Here is a 22181-nt window from a genome sequence, read left to right on the forward strand (position 1 = left end):
GCCGCGGCCGGGGGCGCGGTCCGCGGTCCGGGTCAGGACGCCGGGCCGAGCCGGCCGGGTTCGGGGCCGACGAGGAGCAGCGCGATGTCGTCCTGGCCCTGCTGGTCGGCCAGCAGGGCCAGGACGCCGTCGGCGGTGTCCTCCAGGGAGCCGCCGGCGCCGGCGTGCGAGGCGACCAGCGCGGACGCGAGCCGCGCGATGCCCTCCTCGATGTTGCGGGTGCGGCTCTCCACGAGCCCGTCGGTGTAGAAGGCCAGGACGCCGTCGGGCGGCAGGACGGCCGTGACCTGCTCGTACTCGGCGGGATGGGCGGGGTCGGCGACGCCCAGGGGCAGGCCGTCGGCGACGGCGAAGTGCCGGGCGGTGCCGTCGGGCAGGGCGAGCAGCGGCGGCGGGTGCCCGGCGCACGCCAGCTCGCAGCGCAGCGTCGCCGGGTCGCACACGACGCACAGGCAGGTGGCGAACTGGGCGGCGTCCAGGTCCTGGGCGATGGCGTCGAGGCGGGCGAGGACCTCGGCGGGCGGCAGTTCGCAGCTGACGAGGGTGTGCGCGGCGACCCGCAGCTGGCCCATGGCCGCGGCGGCGGTGACGCCGTGCCCGACCGAGTCGCCGATGACGATCGCGACGCGTTCGTCCGGCAGGGGGACCACGTCGTACCAGTCGCCGCCGACCGCGGCGCGGGCGGGCCGGTAGCGGTGCGCGAGCCGCAGCCCGGGCGGGACGGTGACGCGGGTGGGCAGCAGCCCGGCCTGCAGGGCGGTCGAGGTGCGGTGCTCGCGCCGGTACAGGCGGGCGTTGTCGATGCCGGTGGCGGCGCGGGCGGCGAGTTCGGCGGCGAGGGCGGTGTCGGCGGGGCCGAAGGGCGCGCGGCCGCGTTTGCGGCTGAACACCGCGAAGCCGAGGGCGCGGCCGCGGGCGGCGAGCGGGACGGCCAGCAGCGACACGTGGTCGAGGACGGCTTCGACGCGGCGGCCGGTGCGGGCGGCGATGGTGTCGAGGGCGTCCTCGCCGCCGAACTCGACGGTGCGGCCGGTGGCGATGCAGCGGGCGTAGGGGGTGTCGGCGGGGCACACGAGGACCTCCCCGGCGGGGAACGCGGCGGCCCAGTCGCCGGGGTCGTCGTCGGCGAAGGCGACGGCGAGGCGGCGGACGACGACCGAGCCGTCGTCGCGGCCGTCGGGGACGGGCGCGTCGTCGTCGGCGAGGCGGCGTTCCAGGACGTAGATGGCGCCGGCGTCGGCGAAGCGGGGGACGGTGACGGCGACGGTCTCGCGGGCGGTGAGGGCGAGGTCGAGGGTCGCGCCGATGCGGCGTCCGGCCTCGTTGAGCAATTCGAGGCCGCCGGCCCACGGGGCCGCGACGGTGAGCGCGACGAGCGTCCGGCCGGATTCGGCCGTGAGGGCCTGGCAGGTGGCCCGGATCCCGTCGGGGGCGCCGGGGACCGGCGGGAGCGTCCCCGTCCAGGGGCGGCCGGACGCGGCGCGCGCGACGGCCTCGGCGAGCGGCGCGGCGGCGGCCGGGCCGCCGAGGAGTCCGGGCAGGTCGGTGCCCAGGGCGTCGGCGGCGGCCCGGCCGAACAGGCGGGCGGCGCCGTCGCTCCATCCGGTGACGGTGCCGCCGGTGTCGAGCAGGACGGTCGCCGGTTCGAGGGCCGCCGGGTCGAGCGGGGCGGCCGGTTCCGGTCGTGCCGGGGGGTGCGTGGCCATCGGTGCTCACAGTCCCGTGTACGGGGTTGTGCGGGCGGTGCCGCGTTACGCTGTGGGCGCCCGCGGCCGCTGCCCCTCCATGGACAAGGGAGACGTGCATGGACCCCGAGTGGATCCCACCCGAAGTCGACGGTCGGAGACCAAGCGTTGCACGGGTGTACGACTTCCTGCTCGGCGGAGACCACAATTTCGCGTCGGATCGTGACCTTGCGACGGGGTTGCTGCGGGTGGAGCCGCGGGCGCGCGAGCTCGCGCGCGCCAACCGGGCGTTCCTGCGCCGCGCGGTCCGCGCGGTCGCCGAGGCCGGGGTGGACCAGTTCGTCGACATCGGGTCGGGCATCCCGACGCAGGGCAACGTGCACGAGGTCGCGCAGGCGGTGAATCCGGACGCCCGGGTGGTGTACGTCGACAACGACGACGTCGCGGTGGCGCACAGCCGCGCGATCTTGAAGGGCAACGACCGGGCGGCGGTGGTCCGGGCCGATATGCGGCGGCCGGAGCGGATGCTGGGCGACCCGCTGCTGGCGGAGCTGGTGGATCTGTCGCGTCCGGTGGCGTTCCTGCTGGTGGCGGCGCTGCATCTGGTCAAGGAGGAGGAGCGGCCGGACGGCATCGCGGCGGCGCTGCGGGACGCGGCGGCGCCGGGCAGCCATCTGGTGCTGTCGCATCTCACGCATGACGCGCAGCCGGGCAAGGCCGCGGCGATCGGCAGGCTGTACGACCGTGCGACGTCCCCGGCCGTGGCGCGGTCGCACGAGGGCATCCTTCGGTTCTTCGACGGGTGGGACCTGCTGGATCCGGGCCTGGTGTACGTGCCGCTGTGGCGTCCCGACGACGGCGGCGTCGACTCCCCGGAGCGGTTCCTGGTGTTCGGCGGGGTGGGCCGCAAGCCGTGACGGACCGGGGCGGGACGGGCGTGCGCCCGTCCCGCCCCGGTGCCGGGCCCGGCGGGTGGGCGGGTGCGCGGGTCAGCGGGCGAAGGCGATGGCCGTCCCGGCGCTGACCACGACCGCGATGACCACCAGGACCAGGGAGGTGCTGAGCGGGTCGCGGCGTTGGGGCCGCTCGTCGGAGGCGCGCTGGACGGTGTGGTGGACGACCTCCTCGCGCGGCGACGGGGACGGCGAGGGCGAGGGCGCCGGCCGGGGCAGCGCCCGCGGCGCCGCGGGGCGGGCCTGCGGCGTGGCCGCGGCGGGCCGCGGCGCGGGCGGCCGGGGCGCGGGCTCGGCGGCCGGCGGCGGGGCCGGGGACGGCGCCGCGGGCGGCGCGGGGGTCGGTTCGGCGGGCGGTTGCGGTGCGGGTTCGGGCGGTTCGGGTGTCGGTTCCGGTTCGGCCGGCGGCTCGGGTTCGGGCGCCGGGGGCGGGGACGTCGGCGGCTCGGGCGTCGGCGGCTTCGGGCAGTGTCCCGGGCCGTTCCCGACGTGGACCTCGACCTCTCCGTCGATGCAGACGCTGACGCCGCCGGGCGGCGGGGGGTCGGCGTGGGCGGGCGGGGCGGCGGCCAGCGTGAGGGCGCCGGCGGCGCCGCCCTGCAGGATGAGGGCGGGCAGGATCAGGACGCGACGCAAGGGTCATCCACCTCCGTCGATGCGTTGGAGTTCGGCCTGCAGTTCGACGAAGGCTTCGGGCCCGACGGCCAGGGCCCCGTCGAACGGGCGGGCCATGTCGATGGTCAGGTAGGTTCCGGCGGCCAGCAGCGCGGCCATGAGGGCCAGCGGGACCAGGGGCGCGCCGCGCGGCGAGGCCCCGGCCAGGAACGGCAGCAGCACGACCACGACGCCGGTGATGATGGTGACGGCGGTGAGGCCGGCGGGCGGCGTGGTGCGGGCGTCCATGGCGCGCTGGTTGCGCGCGGCGGCGATCTGGCCGATGTTGTCGAGGACGGCGGCGCGGGCCTCGCGGAGCTCGTCGTCGTCGGCCTCGAGCGCGATGACGTCGCGGCGGACGCGGTCCAGCAGCGTCCACCCGGCGGGGGCGAGCCGCCCGTCGGCCATGAGCTCCCACTCGGTGCCGCGGACGGTGTCGACGTAGGCGCGCAGGCCGCTGCGGACGGCGGTGCGCTGGTCGTCGGGCAGGCGGGACGCGGCCCAGTAGGTCTCGGCGATGGCCTGCGTCTCGGCGTAGGTGCCGGCGCGGGCCGCGTCGGCGGTCGTCCAGGGCACGATGACGGCGATGGCGAACGCGAGCAGGAACAGCGCCGACAGCATGGCCCCGGCGTGCGAGACGGTCGCGCCGTCGGGGGACGCGTCGTCGGCGGCGCGGCGCGTGCGCCGGACCAGCGCGCTCGCGACGGCGACCGTACCGACGGCGCAGGCGGCCGCCGCGAAATAGACGATCATGCCCCTCCACGGGTTCGGGTCGGAGGCGGCCCCGGACGCGGAACCGCCGACACTGGGCGTGATTTTAAGGTCACGTTGAGTGTCTGTGGAGGGGGTTCCGAAAAGTCGTCGGAATGGTCACGCGGAAGTCAGGTGTCCGTCCGGCCGGGCAAGGGAGCGGTGTCGGCCGGGGAAGGCGGTCGCGGGCGGCGTGGGGTTCCGCCGCGCGGCGGGAAGGTGTAGGGGAGCGGCGCGGCGAGGCCGGGGCCACGAACCGGAATCTCTCGGACATCTTGCGGATTTCGGTTCCGATACCGGAAGATCTTCCGTAGACCGCGCGAAGTGAAGGATGATTGTTCGGCCGACCCGGGAGGGGCGGCGTGAGGGGAGACGGCGATGGCGCCGCACGGAAAGCTCGACCTCGATCCCGAGGCGGTCCGCACCGCCCGCCGGCTGGCCGCCCGCGCCGCCGAGCCGATCATCGCGATGGCCCGCGCCCACACGACCGTTTCGGTCGAGCGCGCCGTGCTGCGCCTCGCCGGCCTCGCCGGCGCCGACGACGGCGGCCGCCCCTGGGCCAACCACCTCGCCGACGCCGTCCGCGACCAGGTCGGCCTCGAGCACGGCGTCGCGCTCCCCGTCTGGGACGCCCTGCTGCGCGGCCCGCACGGCACCCTCGCCGACCTCGCGGGCGCCGCCGCCCGCGGCGGCGTCTCCTTCCGGCTGCCGGCCGGCGCCGACGCCGACCGCGCCCGCGCCGCCGCCACCGCCGCCGCCCGCGACGGCATCGCCCGCATCGACCGGCGCCGCGCCGAACGCGACCGGCTGCTCGCCGAACTGCCGCCGCCCGACCGCCCCGCCGACCCCGGCGCCCCCGCCCGCCCGCTGGTGTACCTGATCGTCGCGACCGGCGACATCCACGAGGACATCCCGCAGGCGCAGGCCGCCGCCCGCGAAGGAGCCGACGTCGTCGCCGTCATCCGCTCCACCGGCCAGTCGCTGCTGGACTTCGTCCCCGAGGGCGCCACCCGCGAGGGCTACGCCGGCACCTACGCCACCCAGGAGAACTTCCGGCTGATGCGCGCCGCGCTGGACGACGTGTCGCGCGAGCTCGGCCGCTACGTGCGGCTCACCAACTACGCGTCCGGGCTGTGCATGCCCGAGATCGCCACCCTCGCCGGGCTCGAGCGCCTGGACATGATGCTCAACGACTGCATGTACGGGATCATCTTCCGCGACATCAACCCGCGCCGCACGTTCATCGACCAGCGGTTCTCGCGGCAGATCCACGCCCGCGCCGGCATCGTCATCAACACCGGCGAGGACAACTACCTCACCACCGCCGACGCCGTCGACGCCGCCCACACCGTCGTCGTCAGCCAGCTGCTCAACGAGCGGTTCGGGCACGAGGCCGGCCTCACCGACGCCCAGCTCGGCCTCGGCCACGCCTTCGAGATCGACCCGAGGATCCCCGAGTCGTTCCGGCTCGAGCTCGCCCACGCCCAGCTCGTCCGGGAGCTGTTCCCCGACGCGCCGCTGAAGTACATGCCGCCCACCAAGCACATGACCGGCAACATCTTCGCCGGATACCTGCTGGACGCCTTCTTCAACCTCGCCGGCGTCATGACCGGGCAGTCGATCATCCTGATCGGGATGATGACCGAGGGCATCCACACCCCGTGGCTGTCGGACCGCGACCTGGCCCTGGAGAACGTCCGCTACGTCCGCGACGCCTGCGGCGGCCTCGCCGAGGACTTCGTCCCCCGCCCCGACGGGCTGGTCGCCCGCCGCGCCCGGCAGGTGCTCGCCGAGTCCCTCGAACTGCTCGAGCGCATCGGCGACGACGGGCTGCTCACCGCGATCGCCGAAGGCACCTTCGGCGTCACCCGCCGCCCGCCCGACGGCGGCAAGGGCCTGGACGGCGTCGTCGAGCGCGCCGACGGGTACGTCAACCCCGCCATCGAGATCCTCGACACCGAGAACCCGCAGCGAACCGACGCCGCGCGCGCCGCGGCCGGGCAGGAGGTGCCCGCATGACCGTCGAGAGCCCCGGGACCGGGACCGGGACGCGGGCGCCCGCCGAGCCCGCCGACACCCGCCAGGTCATCCGCCCCTACGGCGACACCACCGGCGACGGCATGGTGCAGATGTCGTTCACCCTGCCCGTCCCCGCCGGGCCCCGCGCCGACGCCGCCGCCCTCCAGCTCGCCGGGAAGATGGGCCTGGAGCCCGCCAGCGTCGTCCACGCCAAGCCGATGGGCCCCGACTTCACCTTCTTCATCGTCTACGGCAAGACCCGCCACCTCATCGACTACGCCGCCATCCCCGCGCCGCCCGAACGCGAGTACCCGCTGCTGACCGCCCAGGAGGTCAACCTCGCGATCCGCCGCGCCCTCAACCGCAGGCTCGTGGTCGTCGGCGCCTGCATCGGCACCGACGCCCACACCGTCGGCATCGACGCCATCCTCAACGTCAAGGGCTTCGCCGGGGAGAAGGGCCTGGAGTACTACCGCGAGATCCAGGTCGTGAACATGGGCGCCCAGGTCACCGTCGCCGAACTCGTCGAACGCGCCAAGGCCGTCGACGCCGACGCCGTCCTGGTCTCCCAGGTCGTCACCCAGCGCAACGCCCACCTGCACAACACCAAGCAGATGGCCGCCGCGTTCCACGCCGAGTACCCCACCGCGGTCGGCCCCGGCATGGGACGCCCGCTGCTCGTCGTCGGCGGGCCCCGCTTCGACACCGTCACCGCCGCCGACCTCGGCGTCGACCGCGTCTTCGGCCGCGGCACCACCCCCGCCGAGGTCGCCAGCTTCGTCGTCCACGCCCTCCTGCCCGAGGACGCCCACGGAGAGGACCCGTCATGACCGGGAACACCACCGGCGAAGCCGCCGCCGGGCCGCCCGCCGACCCCCGGCAGGGCCTGACCGTCGTGCACCGGCGCTACATCCCCTACTCCCACGCCCACTACGCCGGCGACCTCGTCGACGGCGCCTACCTGCTCGCCCTGTTCGGCGACGCCGCCACCGAGGCGTGCATCCGCACCGACGGCGACGAGGGGCTCTTCGCCTCCTACTCCGACGTGCAGTTCCGCGCCCCCGTCCGCGCCGGGGACGTCGTGGAGACCGTCGCCGTCGTCGCCCGCCTCGGCACCCGCAGCCGCACCCTGGAGTTCGAGGCCCGCGTGGTGTGCCGGGGGCGGCCCGACAAGGGGGAGTCGTCCGCCGAGGTCCTCCCCGAGCCGATCGTCGCCGCCACCGCCACCGGCACCGTCGTCGTCCCCGGACCGGGGGACTGACCCGCCCCGGGGGCGCCGGGCGCGCCCGGAACCGCCCGCCGCGACGCGCCCGGGAAAGGCCGCTCCGCCCGGAAAACCGGAACCGGCCGGACCGCACGGCCGCGCCCTGACCGGCGCAGATGTCACCCCGCCCGCCGATCATGGCCCTGACCTGGGTGAACGGGGAGTAGCCGCAGAACATGCGGCGGTTGACAAGGCCGTGAGAGCCGGTAAATTCGGCTCCAGTCCAGCACGGGACTCACCGATCGGCCGCCCGCGGCGCTGCCGGGCACCGTGCCGCGGCGGAACCGGGCAGCACGCCCGCCCGCCCGAGCCAGTGCGGTGATCCGACGCCGCGTCCGGGGCGGAGCCGCCCGATCGGCCAGGGGGTTGGACCCGGGAAGGGCCCGGACATCCAGTAGAAAACGGAGCCTCGCTCTCACCGCCTGTGGGACGACTCCGGCCCGACGGATGTCACGGGCCCTCTTCCGTGTCCCCGGCCCCGCCGACCCGCCCCCGCCCCGCGTGCCCGCGCCCCCGGCCGCGCGTCCGGGCCCGCTCGCGGTCGCCGTCGCCCGCTCGGCCCGGTAGCGTTCCGAGCAGGCAGAGTCGGGAGAACCCCGAGAGACCGAGCGAACGGGGCGTGGAGTTGGCCCAGGACATCATTCCGGACCGGCGGCCGGCCGCCTCGCGCGGCTGCTCTACGGCCGGCCGATGCCGGGCGTGAACACCGCCCGGCACATCTCCGCCGCCCCGGGCACGGCGGGGGACACCGCCGCGGGCACCGCGCCGGCCGCCCCGCCCCGCCGGCACCTGCGCCTCGCCGCCTGGTTCCGGCACGGCGGAGGCGCCGGATGGCCCCGCACCCTGCTCGCCGTCGCCGGCGGCCTGCTCATGTGGCTCGCGTTCCCGCCGAACGACCTGGTCGTCCTCGCGCCCGTCGGCGTCGCCGCCCTCACCCTCGCCCTGCACGGCCGCGTGCCCGGCCTGCGGCGCGCGCCCGACGGCGTCCGCGGCACCGCCCGCACCGGCGCCTGGCTCGGCTTCCTCGGCGGCGCCGCGTTCTTCATCCCCGTCCTCACCGGCATCGTCAAGATCGGCCCGGACGCGTGGATCCTGCTCAGCCTCGTCGAGGCCGCCTACCTCGCCCCCATGGGCGCCGGGATCGCGCTCGCCGCCCGGCTCCCCGGCTGGCCGGTGTGGGCCGCCGGCCTGTGGGTGGCGCAGGAGGCCGCCCGCGGCCGCGTCCCCTTCGGCGGATTCCCGTGGGCGCGGCTCGCGTTCAGCCAGACCTCCACCCCCCTCACCCCCTACGCCGCCGTCGCCGGCGCGCCGCTGGTGACCTTCCTGACCGCGCTGATCGGAGGGCTCCTCGCCTACGCCGTCCTGGCCGCCCTGCGCGCCCGCGCCCGGGCCGCCGCCGCGGCCGGCGAGGGAAACGGCGGCGGCGCCCGGCGCGCCCTGGCCCCGGCGGCGTCCGTCGCGGCGCCCCTCGCGGTCGCCGGCGCGATCGTCGGCGGCGGCGCCCTGATCCCCACGCCCACCGGCGGCGACCCCGTCACCGTCGCCGTCGTCCAGGGCAACGTCCCCCGCCTCGGCCTGGACTTCCAGGGCCAGCGCCGCGCCGTCCTGGACAACCACGTCGAGGCCACCCACGAGCTGGCCCGCCGCGTCCGCGCCGGGGAGGTCGCGCGGCCCGAACTGGTCGTCTGGCCGGAGAACTCCAGCGACCTCGACCCCTACCGCGAACCCGACGCCCGCGCCGCCATCGACGGCGCCGTCAAGGCCATCGGCGTCCCCGTCCTCGTCGGCGCGCTCACCGCCACCCCCGACGGGGAGAAAGTCGAGAACCGCGGCATCGTGTGGGACCCGCGGACCGGCCCCGGCGACCACTACGTCAAGCGGCACCCCGTCCCGTTCGGCGAGTACGTCCCGTTCCGCGACGTCCTGACGCGGTTCATCGACCGGCTCGACCAGATCCCCCGCGACTTCGTCCACGGCACCCGCTCGGGCGTCATGCGGCTCGGGCCCGTCACCGTCGGCGACGTCATCTGCTTCGAGGTCGCCTACGACCAGGAGGTCCGCGACGTCGCCGCCGGGCAGCTGCTGGTCGTGCAGACCAACAACGCCACCTACGGGCACACCAGCCTGCCGCCGCAGCAGATCGCGATGTCCCGGCTGCGCGCGGTCGAACATGGCCGTACGATCTTGGTGGCCGCGACGAGCGGGATCAGCGCGATCGTCGCCCCGGACGGCCGGATGATCGACCGGTCCGCCGAGTTCGTGCGGGACCTGCAGGTCGCCACCGTCCCGGCGCGCACGGCGACCACGCCGTCCGACCGGATGGGCGCCGCGCCCGAGTGGGCCATGGCGGCGCTCGGCGTCCTGGCCGCCTGCGCCGCCGCCCGGTCCATGACGCGCTCCGCGCGGAGCGCACGGACCGCCGGCGCCGCGCGCGGCACCGGGACCGGCGGGCGCGCGGCGGACGGGAACGCGGTGGACAGGAACGACGAGGAGAAATGACGCCGATGGAGATGCCGGCCGAACTCGGGCGCGTGCTCGTGATCATCCCGACCTACAACGAGCGGGACAACATCGAGCGCATCACCGGCCGGGTCCGCGAAGCCGTCCCGTCGGTGGACGTCCTGGTCGTCGACGACGCCAGCCCCGACGGCACCGGCGAGGTCGCCGACGCCATGGCGGCCGAGGACCCGCAGATCGCCGTGCTGCACCGGCAGGGCAAGGACGGGCTCGGCCCCGCCTACATCGCCGGGTTCCGGTGGGCCGCCGAGCACGGCTACGACGTCATGGTCGAGATGGACGCCGACGGCTCCCACCAGCCCGAGGAACTGCCGCGCCTGCTGGCCGCCCTCGAGGACGCCGACCTGGTGATCGGCGCCCGCTGGGTGCCCGGCGGACGCGTCGAGAACTGGCCCAAGCGGCGCGAGGCGCTGTCGCGCGGCGCCAACACCTACGCGCGGCTCATGCTCGGCATCCCCCTGCACGACGCCACCGGCGGGTACCGGGCGTTCCGCGCCGCCACCCTGGAGAAGATCGGGCTGGAGGACGTCGACTCGCGCGGCTACTGCTTCCAGATCGACCTGGCGCTGCGCGCCCTGCGCGAGGGCCTGCGGGTCGTGGAGGTCCCGATCACGTTCGTCGAGCGCGTCCACGGCACCAGCAAGATGAGCCGCGACGTGATGGCCGAGGCCGCGATGCGGATCACCCAGTGGGGGATGACCGACCGCGTCGACAAGCTCCGCGGCCCCCGCTGACCCCGGACGCTCCGAGTGATGGGGCCCGCCGGGGAAACGTTCGGGGGCGTCGCGGCGTTGACCCCTTAGAGGCTTTTCCTACCCCGAAGATGGAGCCATGCTGCCGCTCGCACTGGTCCTGGCGTTCCTGGTGTTGCCGGTCGTGGAGATCTACACGATCATCCAGGTCGGCGAGGTGATCGGCGCGTGGCCGACGGTCGCGCTGCTGGTGTTCGAGAGCCTGCTGGGCGGCTGGATCATGCGGCGCGAGGGCCGCCGCGCGTGGCGGGCCCTGCAGGAGACGTTCGAGCGCGGCGTCGTCCCCGACCGCGAGCTGGCCGACGCCGGGCTCGTCCTGGTCGGCGGCGCGCTGCTGCTGACCCCCGGGTTCGTCACCGACGTGTTCGGGTTCGCGTTCGTCCTGCCGTTCACCCGGCCCCTGGTCCGGGGGCTGGTGTCGCGGTGGGCGGCGCGCCGCATGCGGGTCGCGCAGGCCCGCTCGGCCACCCTGTTCCCGCCGCCCGGCGGCGGGTTCGGCGCCGGGCCGTTCGGCCAGGCCGGCCCGGGCGGCCTCGGCGGATTCGGGCCGTTCGGCGCGCCCGCCCGCGACGCCGGGACGCCCTCCGGCCCCGTCGTCCGGGGCGAGGTCATCGACCTCGACGAGGACACCGGCCGGGACGCCGGAGGAGACGGCGGTGCGGGCGCCGGTCGCGGCGCGGACCGCAAGCCCCTCGCCTGACCGCCCCGCCCACCGCCGGTGCGTCCCTTCGGAAGACGGGACAGGGGACAGGGGACAGGGGACGGGTCAGGCGTCGCGGCGGGCCAGCACCGCCCCGCCCAGCAGCAGCGCCAGCGCCGCCCCCGCCGCCAGCACCCCCAGCCCCGCCCACGGCCCGATCGGCAGCCGCTCCAGCGCCCGCGTCGCCTGCACCGACAGGCCCGCCGGCATCGGCGCGAACCGCTCCACCCGCTCCCGCCACCGCTCGTCCCCCAGCAGCGGGACGACCACCGGCGCGGCCCACAGCAGCCCCAGCGCGCCCGTCAGGCCCGCGGCGGTGCCCCGCACGGCCGCCGCCGCGCCCAGCCCCAGCAGCGCCACCAGCACCAGGTACAGCACCGACCCCGCGGCGGCCCGCGCCGTCGCGCCGTCCAGCAGCGACGGCGGCGGGTACCCGGCCTCCGCGGTGAACCCGTTGCGCGGCAGGACGAACCGGCCCGCCGCCAGCGATCCCGCCACGCCCGCCGCGCCCGCCGCCGCGACGAGCACGGCGACCACCGCCGCCTTCGCCGCCAGCACCAGCCCCCGCCGGGGCACCGCCGCCAGCGTCGGCACGATCGTGCGGGTCCCGTACTCCCCGCCGATCGCCAGCACCCCCAGCACCACGGCCGCGACCTGCCCCGCCCGGACGCCCGACAGGCTCAGCTTCGGGGTGTCCTCGAAGCACTCCGCCGGTGACGGGCACCGCGCGGCGTCCACCGGCCACATCGCCGCCGCCCCCGCCGCGACCGTCGCCGCCGCCAGCGCGACCAGCAGCCACGCCGTGCCGCGCAGCGTCGCCAGCTTCGTCCACTCGGCGTGCAGGGCCCGCACCGCCGCCGCGCTCCGCCCGCTCACGCGTCCCTCCGCCGCAGCAGCCACGCCGCCGCCGCGACCGCGACCGCCGTGTACGCGCACAGCACGCCCAGCCCCGCCCACGGCCCGATCGCGGTGTCGTAGCGCGGGACGGTCTGCTGCACGGCGAAACCGGCCGCCGGGGTGAGCCGCTCCAGCCACCGCGCCGCCGACACCGGAAGCCCGGTCGCCGCGATCTGCGGCACCAGCAGCGCCAGCAGGACGAGCGTGATCGCCGGGGCGCTGCGCCGCACGACCACCGCGACCGCCACGGACAGCACCGCGACGACCGCCAGCAGCAGCGCCGTCCCGAGCACCGCCCGCAGCACCGCCCCGTCCACGAGGGACGGCGCGTCCCGGCCGCCGAGCCCGGTGACCGCCAGCGCCCCCGCCGCGGCCGCCAGCCCGGCCGCGAACCCCGCCGCCGCCATCACCGCGGCCTTGGCCGCCAGCACCCGGCCCCGCCGCGGGGACGCCGCCAGCGTCACCGCGATCATGCCGCGCCGGTACTCGGCGGTGACGAACAGCACCGCCGCCGCCACGACCGCCGCCTGCCCGACCAGCACCCCCGTCAGCGCCGTGCGCGTCGTGTCGTCGGAGAACAGGTCCGGGCCGATGTCGCCCGACCCCGTCAGCGTGAACACGCCGCCCGCCCGGGTGGACCCCGTCCCCTCGGGCGCGGCGGGCCCGCCGGGTCCGGCGCGGTCCCGCCACGCGTCCGCCGCGCCGCCGGCCGTCCCGTCCCGCCAGGCGCCGCCCAGGGCGACGCCGTCGAACGTCGCCGTCGTGTCCGTCGGCCGCCCGGAGATTTCCTCGCCGCCGAACCGCCGCACCACCTCCACCGCGTCGGGGGACGCGACGAACAAGCCGGCCGCCACCGTCTCCGGGAGCCCGTCCAGGCGCACCCCGCCGACGCGCCGCCACGCGCGCCCGTCCTCCGACGCGTACCCGGTCACCGACGTCCCCGACCGCTCCAGCTTCAACCAGTGCGGCGCCGCGCCGTTCCCGCCGCCCTCGCCGCCCGCCTCGTAGCCGGTCTGCAGCCGCACCCCGTGCCCGGGCGTCACCATGACCGCCGCGTAGGGCGCGCCGCCGCCGGTGCCCGCCCGCACCATCAGCCCGGCCTTCGCCCACGCCCGCCCGGCCCGCTGGGACGCGACGCGCGCGGTGATGCTCCCGTCCCCGGTGAGCGTCCGGTAGGTGTAGTGGCCCTGGTCCGTGACGGCCGGGGGCAGGTCCGGCGCGGCGCCCCCGCCCCCGGTCGACTGCGTGCCCGCGGCCGACAGCAGCGCCACCAGGACGGTCAGGACGATCGAGGCGCCGAGCGCGAGCAGCCAGCGGGGGACGGACCGCAGCTTCGTCCACTCGGCCAGCAGCAGCCGCCCGAACCCGTCGCCGGCCGCCCGGACCGTGCTCCGATACGGGGCGGCGGTCACGACGCGGCCTCCCGTCCCGCCGCGTCCGCCGTGCCGCCCGCCCCGGCGGTGCCGTCCGCGTCAGGGTCGTCCGGCGCCGGGGCGTCCGAGGTGCGGGTGCGGAACTCCACGGCGTCCCTGGTCAGCTCCATGTACGCCTCCTCCAGCGACGCCCGGTGCTCGGCCACCCCCGAGAACGGCACCCCGGCGCCCGCCAGCAGCTCCACGACCCGCGCGGCGGGCACGCCCGCCGCCGTGACCGCGTCCCGCTTGTCCGCGGTCACCGTCGCGCCCGCGTTCGCCAGTACCGTCATCGCGTCCCGCCGCGCGGACGTGCGCACCTCGACCCGCCCGTCCGACGCCGCCGCCAGCAGCGCCGCGACGCTCGTGTCGGCGATCAGCCGGCCCCGCCCGATCACCACCAGGTGGTCGGCGCCGCCCTCCAGCTCGCTCATCAGATGGCTCGACACCAGCACCGCGCGGCCCTCGGCCGCCAGCGCCCGCAGCAGCTCCCGGATCCATGCGACGCCCTCGGGGTCCAGCCCGTTGACGGGTTCGTCGAACATCAGCGCGGGGGGGATCGCCCAGCAGCGCCGCCGCGATGCCCAGCCGCTGCCGCATGCCCAGCGAGAACTTCCCGGCCGGGCGCCGCGCGACCCCCGCCAGGCCCGCCAGCTCCAGCACCTCCCCGACCCGCCGCGCCGGGATCCCGTTCGCGCGCGCCAGCCACAGCAGGTGGTCGCGCGCCCGCCGCGCCGGATGCACCGCCCCGGCGTCCAGCATGCCGCCCAGCCGGCACAGCGGCGCCCGCAGCGACCGGTAGGGCCGCCCGCCGACCAGGGCCGCGCCCGCGTCGGGCCGGTCCAGGCCGAGGATCATCCGCATCGTGGTGGTCTTGCCCGCGCCGTTCGGACCCACGAACCCGGTGACCCGCCCGGGTTCGACGGTGAACGACAGGCCGTCGACGGCGACGGCCGTCCCGTACCGCTTGCGCAGCCCGCGCACTTCGATCGTCGCATCCATGCCCGGGACGCTACGGGCGCGCCGGACGCCGTGTCGTCCCGCCGCGGAGCCGTCGCCGCGTCCCCGGCGGCGGGGAGCGCGCGTCCCTCCCGGGAGGGACGCGCCGCGCCCGGGCACGCGCCACAATGGCGTGCGTGACGCGGATCCGGGAGCTGCGATGGCCCGCGGCCGGAGCCGGCCTGGCCGCCGCCGCCGTCGCCGAGGCGGTGCTGCGCGCCGACGGGCCCGGAGAGGCCCTGCCGCTCGCGCTCGTGCTCGACGTGTCGGCGACCCTCCCGCTCGTCCTGCTGCGCGGCACCGGCGACCGGCCGGACACGCCCGGCGCGTCCGGCGCGTCCGGTCACGGCCCGGCGGCGGCCGTGACGATCACCGTCGCGGCGTTCGCCGCGACCCTGCTGCACCGCGGCCCCGCCCTGGCCGGGTCGGCCGCGCTGCTCGCCGTCTGGGCGGCGTTGGCCCGCCGCCGGGTCCTGCGCCGCCGCGCCGAGGCCGCCGCGCGGGACGCGTCCCGCCGCGCCGCCGAGCACACGCTGCTGGCGCACACCGCGCGCGGCGAGCGGGCGCGCATCGCCCGCGAGCTGCACGACGTCGTCGCGCACCACGTCTCGATGATCTCGGTGCAGGCCGAGACGGCGCGGCTGGCCGTCCCCGGGATGCCCGCCGAGGGCGCCGAGCGGCTGCTGGCCATCGGCGACACCGCCCGCACGGCGCTGACGGAGATGCGGCGGCTGCTGGGGGTGCTCCGCGAGGACGCGGGCGAGCCCGGCGGCGCGCCCGACCGCCGCCCCCAGCCGGGCCTGCAGCAGCTCCTGGACCTCATCGACGAGACCCGCGACGGGGCGGGCGCCGCCGCCCGTCTGATCGTCGCCGGGCCCGTCGCCGCGCTGGACCCCGGCGTGGAGCTGACCGCCTACCGGATCGTGCAGGAGGCCCTCACCAACGCGCGGCGGCACGCCCCCGGCGCCGCCGTCGACGTCGAACTCGCCTACACCGGGGAAGGGCTGCGGCTCGCGGTGCGCGATAACGGCCCCGGCCCCGCGGTCGACGGCCCGCCCGTCCCCGGCGGGCACGGGCTGACGGGGATGCGCGAGCGGGTCGCGGCGGTCGGCGGGGAGCTGCGCACCGGCGCGGGCCCGCTCGGCGGGTTCGTCGTCGAGGCGGTCCTGCCCGCCGCGGACGCGGCCGCGACGCCCGCTCACGGCGCCCCCGCGAGGGCGGCGCGGTGAGGGCGGCGCGGTGACCGTCCGCATCATCGTGGCCGAGGACCAGGAGGTCGTCCGCGCGGGCTTCGGCGCGCTGCTGGGCACGCAGCCGGACTTCGCCGTCGTCGCGACCGCCGACGACGGCGCGGCGGCGGTCCGCGCCTGCGCCGAGCACCGCCCGGACGTGGTGCTGATGGACGTGCGGATGCCGGTGATGGACGGGATCGAGGCGACCCGCCGCATCGCGTCCGCCGCGGGCGCGCCCCGCATCCTGATGCTGACGACGTTCGACCTCGACGAGCACGTCTACGACGCGCTGGTGGCGGGCGCGGGCGGGTTCCTGCTCAAGGACGTGACGGCCGAGCGGCTGTTCGACGCCGTCCGCGTCGTGGCGGCGGGGGAGGCGCTGCTCGCCCCGGCCGTCACCCGGCGCCTCATCGACGAGTTCGCGCGGCTGCGGCCCCGCCCGCCGTCGGCCGCGCTGGACGTCCTGACGCCGCGGGAGACCGAGGTGCTGCGGCTGGTCGCCGAGGGGCTGAGCAACGCCGAGATCGCCGCGCGGCTCGTGGTGGGGGAGGAGACGGTCAAGACGCACGTGAGCCGCGTCCTGCGCAAGCTGGGCCTGCGCGACCGCGTCCAGGCCGTCGTCACCGCCTACGAGACGGGCCTGATCGTGCCCCGGACCCGCTGAGCGCGCCCGGGTGCGCGGCGTCCCGCGTCCCGCCGGCCGAAGACCTTCGGCCGCGGCGGTCGGGCGAGAACGGCTACGGGCCCGCACCGGTGCACGTGCGTGCACCGGTGCGGGCCCGTAGCGTCACCCGATCGTGTCGGTCAGGCGGTCTTCCTGCGCCCGGCCCGCAGGATCTCCAGCCGTTCCGCCAGCACCTCCTCGAGGTCCTCGACGGTACGGCGTTCCATGAGCATGTCCCAGTGCGTCCGCGGCGGCTTCCCCTTCTTCGCTTGGGGGAGCTCGCCGTCGACCCGCAGGGCCGTGGCGCCGCAGTTGCGGCATTCCCAGGTCATCGGCACCTCGGCCTCGGCTGCGAGCGTCACGGTGAACCGGTGGCCCTTGGTGCAGGTGTAGTCCACCTCTTGCCGAGGGGCCAGATCGGTGTTGCGATCGTTCTCGTAGCTCGTCGCTCCGAGTCGGGTGCCGCGAAGTGCGCGCTCGGCCATCGTCACGTGCCTCCCAGACGGCTTGCGGTCTTGCTCTGACCAACGCTGAATCCGGTGACAAGATTCCCGTCCGCGGGCGGGTCCAACCCTGCGGGTTTTCGCCGGGGCCCCGCGGCCCTGCGGGAATCCTTCGGCGCGGCCCCGGCCGCGGGGGCGCGCGTCCGTCCGGGCGGTTCAGCGCCGGGACGTCAGGACCTCGTCGATCAGCCCGTACTCCAGGGCCTCCTGCGCGGTGAAGTAGCGGTCGCGGTCGAGGTCGCGGCGGACCGTCTCAGGGTCCTTCCCGGTGGCCTCGGCGATGATCGCCTCGGTCTGGGCCCGCAGCCGCAGCACCTCCTCCGCCTGGATCTGCAGGTCGCTGGACTGGCCGCGGGACGTCCCGACCTCGGGCTCGTGCAGCAGGATCCGGGCGCTCGCCAGCGCCGCCCGCTTGCCGGGCGTCCCGGCCGCCAGCAGCACCGCCGCCGCCGAACCCGCCTGCCCCACGCAGGTGGTCTCGATCTCGGGACGGATGTAGCTCATCGTGTCGTGGATCGCCATCATCGCCGTCAGCGACCCGCCGGGCGAGTTGATGTAGAGGGCGATGCGGCGGTCGGGGTCCATGCCCTCGAGCGCCAGCATCTGGGCGGTGACGTCGTTGGCGCTGACGTCGTCGACCGGCGTCCCGAGGAAGACGATGCGGTCCTCGAAGAGCTTGTTGTAGGGGTCGGTCTCCTTGCGTCCGTAGGGCGTCTGCTCCTCGTAGGAGGGGACGAGGGAGCGCTTCTCGGCCCGCATCAGGTGCCCACCCGGTCGGTGCTGTCGATGACGTGGTCGATGAAGCCGTACTCGCGGGCCTGGTCGGCGGTGAACCACCGGTCCCGGTCGGCGTCGGCCTCGATCCGCTCGAGCGGCTGCCCGGTGTGGAACGCGGTCCGCTCGGCCAGGGTCCGCTTCAGGTAGAGCGACTGCTCGGCCTGGATCCTGATGTCGGACGCGGTGCCGCCGATGCCGCCGTGCGGCTGGTGCATCATGACGCGCGCGTGCCGCAGCGCGTAGCGCTTGCCGGCCGTTCCCGCGCACAGCAGTGTCTGTCCCATGGAGGCGGCCATGCCCATCGCGACGGTGGAGATGTCGTTCGGGACGAACTGCATCATGTCGTAGATCGCCATCCCGGCGTCCACGACGCCGCCGGGGGAGTTGATGTAGACGGTGATGTCGCGGTGGGCGTCCTGGGAGGCGAGCAGCAGGAGTTGCGCGTTCACCCGGTTGGCCACCTGGTCGTCGATCTCGGTTCCGAGGAACACGATGCGCTGCGCGAGCAGCCGCTCGAACAGGTGCGCCTCCGCGAGCCGCGGCGCCTCGGCGACCTTGGCCCGCACGCGGGGCGCGTGGGTGTCCGGCCGGGCCTGCGGTCGCATGTCCGGTCGCTCTCCGGGCCTCGGCTCCTCGTTCATGAACCCTCCCGCTCGTTCTGTACATTTCGTACACTATGTACGTCTGAGGCTAGTGGTGGCGCGGTGCCGCGGCCAGGGGGAGAGGCCATGTTTCGCTATACGATGAATCCCGTGGATGTTCCGGTAACCGAAGCACGCGCCCAGTTCGCGGACCTCGTCAACCGGGTCGCCTACACCGGCGAGCCCGTGAAGCTGACGCGGCGGGGCAAGGTGATGGCCGCACTGGTCTCTCCGGAAGATCTGGAGCTTCTGGAGATGGTGCGGTCGCAGCGGGTCGATCTGTCCCAGACGGGCCGACCCGCCCAGTCCGCCCAGTCCGCGCAGCCCGCCGACCGTCCCCAGGGGGCGCCGCTGCGCATCGCCGCCGAGTACCGGCCGCCCGGGTTCGGCCGCTGAACCGGCGGCCGTCCCGGCGCCGGCCCGTCAGGCGCCGGCGCGCGTCTCCGGCGCGGGGGAGGGGCGCTCCCACAGCCCGCGGGCGGCCAGGACGCGCCGCAGGGTGACCAGCTTGTCGGTCATGATGCCGTCGACGCCGAGGTCCAGCAGCCGCTCCATGGCGTCCTCGTCGTTCACCGTCCACGCGTGGACCTGCAGGCCGAGCCGGTGCGCCGTGGCGACGAACCTTTCGGTCACGAACGGCAGCGGCCCCAGCCCGTAGGGCACCTGCGCGCACGCCACGCCCGTCGCCGCGAGCCGCACCAGCTTGGCCGTCGGCCCCCCGTAGGACTTGGCGCGCAGCGCCATCACCCCGCGCGGGCCCAGCGCCGTGCACACGTCCCGGTCGGTGTACAGCGGCAGCCGCGCCCGCATCTGCGCGAGCCGGCGGGTGGAGAACGACGTCAGGCACACCCGGTGCCAGGCGTTCGTGCGGTGCAGCACCTCGGCGAGCGGCCCGATGACCGGGGCGTCCTTGAGGTCGATGTTGACGCGCGCGTCCGGCCAGGCCCCCAGGACGTCCTCCAGCCGGGGGATCGGCTCGGTGCCGCCGATCCGGGCCCGCGCGACCTCGGAGTAGGGGAGCCGGGCGACGGTGCCGGTCCGGTCGGTCACCCGGTCGAGGGTGCGGTCGTGGAACGCGACCACGACGCCGTCGGCGGTGGCGTGGGCGTCGGTCTCCAGGTAGCGGTAGCCCAGGTCGACCGCCCGCTGGAAGGCGGCCATGGAATTCTCGGGACGTCCGCCGGCCCCGCCGCGGTGGGCGAACGGGATGGGTCCGGGATGATCGAGGAATTCGTACGAGCGGCGCACTCCTCCGATTATGGCGGACTCCTCCGCACCACCCGTACCTTACTGCGTAAAGGTGCTGGGCCGGTGCTACCGTCGGCCCAGCACCGACGAAGGAGATCACCGCAATGAGCAGCATCGACGACTACAAGCCCACGTTCGACCTCGTCGACGTCGACGGTGACGGCTACCTCACCATCCCGGAGCTGCAGAACCTCATGCGCGCCCTGGGCCTCAACGCCGACCAGACGCGCGCGGTGGAGCTGGTCGTCGAGAGCGACGTCAACCGTGACGGCAAGATCTCCCTGGAGGAGTTCGCCGCTCTCATGGAACGCACCCGCGCCTGATACGGCGCCCGGAGCCCGTGCCGCCACGGTCGCACGGCCGGCCACGACGGCGATGCCGGCACGTCCGAGCCGTGGCATGCGGCGGCGGGGGAGAGCGCGGCCTCGGCTCGGCAGGTTCGGAGCGCCTATCGCACTTGGCCGGGCCGACCGCAGGACGGCGCCGGGTGACGACGCAACCGCCGATCGTGAGCTTCGCGATCGGCTAGAGGGGCACGGCGATTCGGCCGTGCCCCTCAGTGCTGTACGCAGCGTTCAGGGCCCCGCGTGTTCTCGATGCGTCCCTACAGCCGGCGGGCGAGTCGGCATGCTGACCCGGGGGACGTTTGGGCGTGGTGGGCTCCAGAAGTTTTTTTGAAGAAGTTCGTTGGCGGTGTTGATCCGTGCCGCCGCCGTTCGACCTAGGGGTGAGAGGGTCCCGGAAGAGAGGGCCCGAACGAGGCGAGGGAGACGGAACGATGAAGTACATGCTGATCTGGCGCGCGACCGACGAGGCTTTCGCGCAGATGGGCGACGTCGACTTCACGCAGATGCTGGAGACGGTGGGGCGGTACAACGAGGAGCTGATCAAGGCGGGTGTGCTGCTGGCCGCGGAGGGGCTCGACGACGCGGCCGAGGGCGTGGTGGTCGACTACTCCGGGGAGACGCCGGTGGTCACCGACGGCCCGTACGGGGAGACCAAGGAGCTGTTCGGCGGGTTCTACATCCTCAACGTCGCCTCCAAGGAGGAGGCCGTGGAGTGGGCCAAGCGGTCGCCGATCACGGGGCCGGGGTTCAAGACCGAGATCCGCCGGGTCACCACGATCGACGAGTTCCCGCAGGACAACGAGTGGGTCCAGAAGGAGCGCGCCTGGCGCGAGGCCACCGGGCAGCTCTGAGCGAAATCTCGGGCAATGGGTGACTCGAACGGTCGTGAGGCCGTCACCGCCGTGTGGCGGATCGAGTCGGCGCGGATCGTCGGTGCGCTCGCGCGGTACACCGGCGATTTCGCGCTGGCGGAGGATCTGGCGCAGGAGGCGCTGGCGGAGGCGCTGGTGAACTGGCCGCGGGAGGGCGTGCCGCGGAATCCGGCGGGGTGGTTGCTGACGGTGGGCCGGCGGCGCGCGATCGACGCGTTCCGCCGGCGTGCGGCGCGTGATGAGAGGTACGCCGCCCTGGCGCGCGGGCTGGGTGAGGGGGGTGTCGCGTCGGGGGGCGCGCCGGCGGGCGGGGGGCGGGAGGACGAGGACGTGCTGTGGGATCCGGATCGGATCGATGACGATGTGCTGGCGTTGATGTTCATGTCGTGCCATCCGGTGCTGTCGCGGGAGGCGCGGGTGGCGTTGACGCTGCGGGTGGTCGGGGGGTTGACGAGCGACGAGATCGCGCGCGGGTTCCTGGTGCCGACGGCGACGGTGCAGGCGCGGATCACGCGGGCGAAGAAGACGCTGGCGGCGGCGCGGGTGTGGTTCGCGGTGCCGTCGGCGGGGGAGCGGGTGGAGCGGCTGGGTTCGGTGCTCAGTGTGATCTATCTGATCTTCACGGAGGGGTCGTCGGCGAGTTCGGGGGGTGAGGTGATCCGGTTCGATCTGGCGGGTGAGGCGCAGCGGTTGGCGCGGGTGATGTCGCGGTTGGTGCCGGAGGAGCCGGAGGTGCACGGGTTGCTGGCGTTGCTGGAGTTGACGGCGGCGCGTTTTCCGGCGCGGGTGGGTCCGGACGGTGAGCCGGTGCTGTTGGAGCGGCAGGATCGGCGGCGGTGGGATCGTGCGGCGATCGGGCGTGGTCGGGCGGCGTTGGTGCGGGCGGAGCGTGCGGGGCGCGGGTTGGGGGCTTACGGGTTGCAGGCGGCGATCGCGGAGTGTCATGCGGTGGCGGGGTCGGTGGAGGAGACCGATTGGGAGCGGATCGTGGTGTTATACGAGGCGTTGGGGCGGTTGGCGCCGTCGCCGGTGGTGGAGCTGAACCGGGCGGTGGCGGTGTCGATGGCGCGGGGGCCGGGGGCGGCGTTGCCGGTGGTGGACGGTTTGGTGGGGGCGGGGGCGTTGTCGGGGTCGCATCTGTTGCCGAGTGTGCGGGGGGAGTTGTTGCGGCGGTTGGGGCGTGTGGAGGAGGCGCGTGCGGAGTTGGAGGCGGCGGTGGGGTTGTGCGGGAACGAGCGTGAGCGGGGGGTGCTGTTGGGGAAGTTGGAGGAGTTGGGGTGAGAGGTGGTCCGCCC

Annotated in this window: 22 protein-coding genes and 1 pseudogene; 13 read left to right on the plus strand and 10 right to left on the minus strand. The window is 75.6% G+C overall.

Features of this window, described 5'->3' with window-relative positions:
• Positions 1-32: 32 nt before the first annotated feature.
• Entirely contained in the window at positions 33-1706 is a 1674-nt protein-coding gene (locus H505_RS40695; protein WP_051300457.1) for a PP2C family protein-serine/threonine phosphatase, read from the minus strand.
• Positions 1707-1804: 98 nt separating this feature from the next.
• On the opposite strand from H505_RS40695, the gene H505_RS0108885 reads away from it, so the two are divergent.
• Positions 1805-2602, plus strand: coding sequence for an SAM-dependent methyltransferase (locus H505_RS0108885; RefSeq protein WP_026401703.1), 798 nt, complete (start codon positions 1805-1807; stop codon positions 2600-2602).
• A 72-nt stretch (positions 2603-2674) separates the two neighbouring features.
• Here the strand turns inward: H505_RS0108885 and H505_RS50945 are convergent, their stop codons facing one another.
• On the minus strand, positions 2675-3274 hold the full coding sequence (locus H505_RS50945) for a hypothetical protein (RefSeq protein ID WP_051300458.1): 600 nt from the start codon (positions 3272-3274) through the stop codon (positions 2675-2677).
• A gap of 3 nt (positions 3275-3277) precedes the next feature.
• A complete protein-coding gene (locus H505_RS0108895) occupies positions 3278-4045 on the minus strand; it encodes a bestrophin-like domain (RefSeq protein WP_026401704.1) in 768 nt (255 codons plus the stop codon).
• A 375-nt stretch (positions 4046-4420) separates the two neighbouring features.
• Between H505_RS0108895 and kamD the strand changes: the two genes are divergently transcribed.
• From kamD to H505_RS47440, 6 genes are all read left to right on the plus strand, one after another.
• Positions 4421-6061 (plus strand): lysine 5,6-aminomutase subunit alpha, encoded by a 1641-nt coding sequence (kamD, locus tag H505_RS0108900; protein WP_026401705.1) that lies wholly within the window; start codon positions 4421-4423, stop codon positions 6059-6061.
• Entirely contained in the window at positions 6058-6891 is an 834-nt protein-coding gene (kamE, locus tag H505_RS0108905) for a lysine 5,6-aminomutase subunit beta (protein WP_084550023.1), read from the plus strand. The genes kamD and kamE overlap by 4 nt, the downstream gene beginning before the upstream one ends.
• Positions 6888-7322: a 3-aminobutyryl-CoA ammonia lyase gene (kal, locus tag H505_RS0108910; RefSeq protein WP_051300459.1), complete on the plus strand. Its 435-nt coding sequence runs from the start codon at positions 6888-6890 to the stop codon at positions 7320-7322. The genes kamE and kal overlap by 4 nt, the downstream gene beginning before the upstream one ends.
• A gap of 693 nt (positions 7323-8015) precedes the next feature.
• Positions 8016-9824 carry an apolipoprotein N-acyltransferase gene (gene lnt, locus H505_RS40705; RefSeq protein ID WP_084550024.1) on the plus strand — a complete coding sequence of 603 codons (1809 nt, stop codon included), beginning with the start codon at positions 8016-8018 and terminating at the stop codon, positions 9822-9824.
• Positions 9821-10576 (plus strand): polyprenol monophosphomannose synthase, encoded by a 756-nt coding sequence (locus tag H505_RS0108920; RefSeq protein WP_034517253.1) that lies wholly within the window; start codon positions 9821-9823, stop codon positions 10574-10576. Before lnt ends, H505_RS0108920 begins: the two co-directional genes overlap by 4 nt.
• A gap of 97 nt (positions 10577-10673) precedes the next feature.
• Positions 10674-11294, plus strand: a complete 621-nt coding sequence (locus tag H505_RS47440; protein WP_051300460.1) for an FxsA family protein — start codon at positions 10674-10676, stop codon at positions 11292-11294.
• 66 nt (positions 11295-11360) lie between these two features.
• On the opposite strand, the gene H505_RS0108930 is transcribed toward H505_RS47440, so the two are convergent.
• The 3 genes and pseudogenes from H505_RS0108930 to H505_RS40715 form a co-directional block, all read right to left on the minus strand.
• On the minus strand, positions 11361-12170 hold the full coding sequence (locus tag H505_RS0108930; protein ID WP_245592470.1) for an ABC transporter permease: 810 nt from the start codon (positions 12168-12170) through the stop codon (positions 11361-11363).
• Positions 12167-13603, minus strand: coding sequence for an ABC transporter permease subunit (locus tag H505_RS0108935; protein ID WP_026401710.1), 1437 nt, complete (start codon positions 13601-13603; stop codon positions 12167-12169). Before H505_RS0108935 ends, H505_RS0108930 begins: the two co-directional genes overlap by 4 nt.
• Positions 13600-14605, minus strand: a pseudogene (locus H505_RS40715) (ABC transporter ATP-binding protein). The gene H505_RS0108935 and the pseudogene H505_RS40715 overlap by 4 nt, the downstream one beginning before the upstream one ends.
• A gap of 134 nt (positions 14606-14739) precedes the next feature.
• Here H505_RS40715 and H505_RS40720 point away from each other — a divergent pair.
• The gene (locus H505_RS40720; RefSeq protein ID WP_211238428.1) at positions 14740-15831 is read left to right on the plus strand and encodes a sensor histidine kinase; all 1092 of its coding nucleotides are present in this window, start codon (positions 14740-14742) and stop codon (positions 15829-15831) included.
• Positions 15832-15841: 10 nt separating this feature from the next.
• Complete coding sequence (locus H505_RS0108950; RefSeq protein ID WP_026401711.1) at positions 15842-16498, plus strand: response regulator; 657 nt, start codon at positions 15842-15844, stop codon at positions 16496-16498.
• A gap of 140 nt (positions 16499-16638) precedes the next feature.
• On the opposite strand, the gene H505_RS0108955 is transcribed toward H505_RS0108950, so the two are convergent.
• From H505_RS0108955 to H505_RS40725, 3 genes are all read right to left on the minus strand, one after another.
• Positions 16639-16983, minus strand: a complete 345-nt coding sequence (locus H505_RS0108955) for an RNA polymerase-binding protein RbpA (protein WP_026401712.1) — start codon at positions 16981-16983, stop codon at positions 16639-16641.
• A 174-nt stretch (positions 16984-17157) separates the two neighbouring features.
• Positions 17158-17760 (minus strand): ATP-dependent Clp protease proteolytic subunit, encoded by a 603-nt coding sequence (locus tag H505_RS0108960; RefSeq protein ID WP_034517255.1) that lies wholly within the window; start codon positions 17758-17760, stop codon positions 17158-17160.
• Positions 17760-18383, minus strand: coding sequence for a ClpP family protease (locus H505_RS40725; protein ID WP_034517257.1), 624 nt, complete (start codon positions 18381-18383; stop codon positions 17760-17762). The genes H505_RS0108960 and H505_RS40725 overlap by 1 nt, the downstream gene beginning before the upstream one ends.
• A 138-nt stretch (positions 18384-18521) precedes the next feature.
• Between H505_RS40725 and H505_RS0108970 the strand changes: the two genes are divergently transcribed.
• Complete coding sequence (locus H505_RS0108970) at positions 18522-18815, plus strand: type II toxin-antitoxin system Phd/YefM family antitoxin (protein ID WP_034517387.1); 294 nt, start codon at positions 18522-18524, stop codon at positions 18813-18815.
• 27 nt (positions 18816-18842) lie between these two features.
• On the opposite strand, the gene H505_RS0108975 is transcribed toward H505_RS0108970, so the two are convergent.
• Complete coding sequence (locus tag H505_RS0108975; protein WP_425248246.1) at positions 18843-19580, minus strand: glycerophosphodiester phosphodiesterase family protein; 738 nt, start codon at positions 19578-19580, stop codon at positions 18843-18845.
• Between the two features lie 191 nt (positions 19581-19771).
• On the opposite strand from H505_RS0108975, the gene H505_RS0108980 reads away from it, so the two are divergent.
• The 3 genes from H505_RS0108980 to H505_RS0108990 all read left to right on the plus strand — a co-directional run bounded on the left by H505_RS0108980 (position 19772) and on the right by H505_RS0108990 (position 22167).
• Positions 19772-19990: an EF-hand domain-containing protein gene (locus H505_RS0108980; RefSeq protein WP_026401716.1), complete on the plus strand. Its 219-nt coding sequence runs from the start codon at positions 19772-19774 to the stop codon at positions 19988-19990.
• 455 nt (positions 19991-20445) lie between these two features.
• The gene (locus tag H505_RS0108985; RefSeq protein ID WP_026401717.1) at positions 20446-20865 is read left to right on the plus strand and encodes a YciI family protein; all 420 of its coding nucleotides are present in this window, start codon (positions 20446-20448) and stop codon (positions 20863-20865) included.
• Positions 20866-20880: 15 nt separating this feature from the next.
• Positions 20881-22167 (plus strand): RNA polymerase sigma factor, encoded by a 1287-nt coding sequence (locus tag H505_RS0108990; protein ID WP_026401718.1) that lies wholly within the window; start codon positions 20881-20883, stop codon positions 22165-22167.
• Positions 22168-22181 lie beyond the last annotated feature (14 nt).

The organism is Actinomadura rifamycini DSM 43936 (genome assembly GCF_000425065.1).
Lineage (GTDB): Bacteria > Actinomycetota > Actinomycetes > Streptosporangiales > Streptosporangiaceae > Spirillospora > Spirillospora rifamycini.

Excerpts from the sequence above, each read along its gene's own strand:
- H505_RS40695 (WP_051300457.1), bottom strand. The coding sequence starts at position 1,706 with ATGGCCACGCACCCCCCGGCACGACCGGAACCGGCCGCCCCGCTCGAC.
- H505_RS0108885 (WP_026401703.1), top strand. The coding sequence starts at position 1,805 with ATGGACCCCGAGTGGATCCCACCCGAAGTCGACGGTCGGAGACCAAGC.
- H505_RS0108895 (WP_026401704.1), bottom strand. The coding sequence starts at position 4,045 with ATGATCGTCTATTTCGCGGCGGCCGCCTGCGCCGTCGGTACGGTCGCC.
- kamD (WP_026401705.1), top strand. The coding sequence starts at position 4,421 with ATGGCGCCGCACGGAAAGCTCGACCTCGATCCCGAGGCGGTCCGCACC.
- kamE (WP_084550023.1), top strand. The coding sequence starts at position 6,058 with ATGACCGTCGAGAGCCCCGGGACCGGGACCGGGACGCGGGCGCCCGCC.
- kal (WP_051300459.1), top strand. The coding sequence starts at position 6,888 with ATGACCGGGAACACCACCGGCGAAGCCGCCGCCGGGCCGCCCGCCGAC.
- lnt (WP_084550024.1), top strand. The coding sequence starts at position 8,016 with ATGCCGGGCGTGAACACCGCCCGGCACATCTCCGCCGCCCCGGGCACG.
- H505_RS0108920 (WP_034517253.1), top strand. The coding sequence starts at position 9,821 with ATGACGCCGATGGAGATGCCGGCCGAACTCGGGCGCGTGCTCGTGATC.
- H505_RS47440 (WP_051300460.1), top strand. The coding sequence starts at position 10,674 with ATGCTGCCGCTCGCACTGGTCCTGGCGTTCCTGGTGTTGCCGGTCGTG.
- H505_RS0108955 (WP_026401712.1), bottom strand. The coding sequence starts at position 16,983 with ATGGCCGAGCGCGCACTTCGCGGCACCCGACTCGGAGCGACGAGCTAC.
- H505_RS0108960 (WP_034517255.1), bottom strand. The coding sequence starts at position 17,760 with ATGCGGGCCGAGAAGCGCTCCCTCGTCCCCTCCTACGAGGAGCAGACG.
- H505_RS40725 (WP_034517257.1), bottom strand. The coding sequence starts at position 18,383 with ATGCGACCGCAGGCCCGGCCGGACACCCACGCGCCCCGCGTGCGGGCC.
- H505_RS0108970 (WP_034517387.1), top strand. The coding sequence starts at position 18,522 with ATGAATCCCGTGGATGTTCCGGTAACCGAAGCACGCGCCCAGTTCGCG.
- H505_RS0108975 (WP_425248246.1), bottom strand. The coding sequence starts at position 19,580 with ATGGCCGCCTTCCAGCGGGCGGTCGACCTGGGCTACCGCTACCTGGAG.
- H505_RS0108980 (WP_026401716.1), top strand. The coding sequence starts at position 19,772 with ATGAGCAGCATCGACGACTACAAGCCCACGTTCGACCTCGTCGACGTC.
- H505_RS0108985 (WP_026401717.1), top strand. The coding sequence starts at position 20,446 with ATGAAGTACATGCTGATCTGGCGCGCGACCGACGAGGCTTTCGCGCAG.
- H505_RS0108990 (WP_026401718.1), top strand. The coding sequence starts at position 20,881 with ATGGGTGACTCGAACGGTCGTGAGGCCGTCACCGCCGTGTGGCGGATC.